The organism is Mycobacterium sp., assembly GCF_036488105.1.
In the GTDB taxonomy this organism is placed as follows: Bacteria; Actinomycetota; Actinomycetes; order Mycobacteriales; family Mycobacteriaceae; genus Mycobacterium.
Window position 1 is genome coordinate 1 of sequence record NZ_DASXHW010000136.1, and the last position, 1,932, is coordinate 1,932.

Here is a 1,932-nt window from a genome sequence, read left to right on the forward strand (position 1 = left end):
TGCCGCCAACCGGGTGGTCCGTGCGATCACCGCCTTACCCAAGCCGGTCGTCGCAGGTGTGCACGGTGGGGCGGTCGGATTCGGTTGTGCGCTGGCGCTTTCCTGCGATCTGGTGGTGGCCGCGCGGTCGGCGTACTTCCAATTGGCCTTCACCCGGGTCGGGCTGATGCCCGACGGTGGTGCGTCCGCGCTGCTGCCAGGGTTGATCGGTCGGGCGCGCACGGCGCGCATGGCGATGACGGCTGAGAAAATCTCCGCGGCAACGGCGTTCGAGTGGGGGATGATCTCCTATCTCACTGGCGACGACGATTATCAGTCTGTGTTGGCCGACGTGCTGCGGTCGGTTTCCGGCGGTCCGACGTTCGCGTTCGGCTGGACCAAGCGTGCGCTGGCCGCAGCGACTCTGACCGAACTCGAGGCTGTGCGAGCGATCGAGGCCGAGGGGCAGTCAGCCTTGGTCGAGACCGCGGACTTCAGAGAAGGTGCGCGCGCCTTCCGCGAGCAGCGCACCCCGGATTTTCGCGGTCACTGATCAAAGGAGAGGCGAAGTGGCAACCCCGAAGGTACGCGTGGACGGCCTGGACATCGAATACACCGACACCGGGCAGGGGCCCACCGTCCTGTTCGTGCACGGCGTCTACGTGACCGGCGCGTTGTGGGACGACGTTGTGGCCGAACTCGGTGATGGATTTCGCCGCATCGCGCCGACCTGGCCGCTGGGCGCGCACAGCACACCTACCGACGGCGCCGATCTTGGCGCCGAGGCGGCCGCTCGGCGCATCGTCCATTTCATGGAGGCCCTCGACCTGGCCGGCGTCACCGTGGTGGCCAATGACACCGGCGGCGGCCTGGTGCTGGCGTCGCTAGGTGATCCAACGCTGGACACGTCCCGGATCGCCCGTCTGGTGCTCACCAATTGCGATAGCTACGAACACTTTCCGCCCGGCTCGTTCGCCCAGATCGTCAAGCTGTGCCGACTCAGCTCCGCAGTGGGTGGCGGAATTGTGCGCCTGTTGGCCACCGGACCGGGGCAAAGCTTCTTCCTCAAGGCGGTGTCCAAGCATCCCCCGGCCCGGGAGCGGCAGCGGCAGATCTTCGGTGCGTTCGCCACTAGCGGAGCGGCCCGCCGCGACGCGGTCACCGTGACCGCCTCATTGGATCCGGCTCTCACATTGCGCGCCGCGCCGGCGATCGAGGCGTTCGACAGACCCGTCACGTTGACGTGGGGCACCGAGGACCAGCTCTTCCCCCTCGACCACGCCCGCCGACTGCGCGACGCGTTCCCGCATGCCACGTTGATCGAGATCCCCGGCAGCTCCACCTTCGTCATGATCGATGCGCCCAGGAAGCTCGCCGCAGCGATCCGCAACGGATGATCGACAGAAATAGTAGACCTCGACATTGCTTACCTAGTAACCTATGTTGGCACTGAGACAGCGCGGCCGGCAGGACAGAGGTGAGCGGATGCAAAAGCCGATGACCGGCGTGCGCGTGCTCGAGGTCGCGCAGTACACCTTCGTGCCTTCCGCCGGCGCGGTCCTCGCCGATTGGGGCGCCGACGTCATCAAGGTCGAAAACCCGGTGACAGGAGATGCGCAAAGGGGACTCGTCACCGTCGCCGGCCGCTCCGCCACCACACCGGGAGTCTCATTCTCGCCCACGATCGAAGCCCCGAACCGCGGCAAGCGGAGTGTTGGGCTCTCTCTGGCGTTGAAGCAGACTCGACCGGTGTTCGAGGAACTCGTCCGGTGCAGCGATGTCTTCCTGACCAACTTGTTGCCTCGGGCGCGAGCGAAGCTACGGATCGACCTGGATGAGGTACGGCGTATCAATCCGTCGATCGTCTACGTCGCGGGCAGCGGTTTCGGGAGCGAAGGGCCCGATCGTGAGACGGGCGCACACGACGCGACGGCGTTCTGGGCGCGCGCCGGC

Annotated in this window: 3 protein-coding genes; all 3 read left to right on the plus strand. The window is 66.5% G+C overall.

Going from position 1 to position 1,932, the window contains the following annotated elements; genetic code table 11:
- Window positions 1–532: enoyl-CoA hydratase-related protein (locus VGH54_RS07115; protein WP_331511231.1), on the plus strand; the 532-nt coding region annotated here is incomplete at its 5' end.
- A gap of 46 nt (window positions 533–578) precedes the next feature.
- The gene (locus tag VGH54_RS07120; protein WP_331511233.1) at window positions 579–1,376 is read left to right on the plus strand and encodes an alpha/beta hydrolase; all 798 of its coding nucleotides are present in this window, start codon (window positions 579–581) and stop codon (window positions 1,374–1,376) included.
- An 88-nt stretch (window positions 1,377–1,464) separates the two neighbouring features.
- Window positions 1,465–1,932, plus strand: a 468-nt coding sequence (locus VGH54_RS07125; RefSeq protein ID WP_331511232.1) for a CoA transferase, incomplete at its 3' end; no start/stop codon positions are given.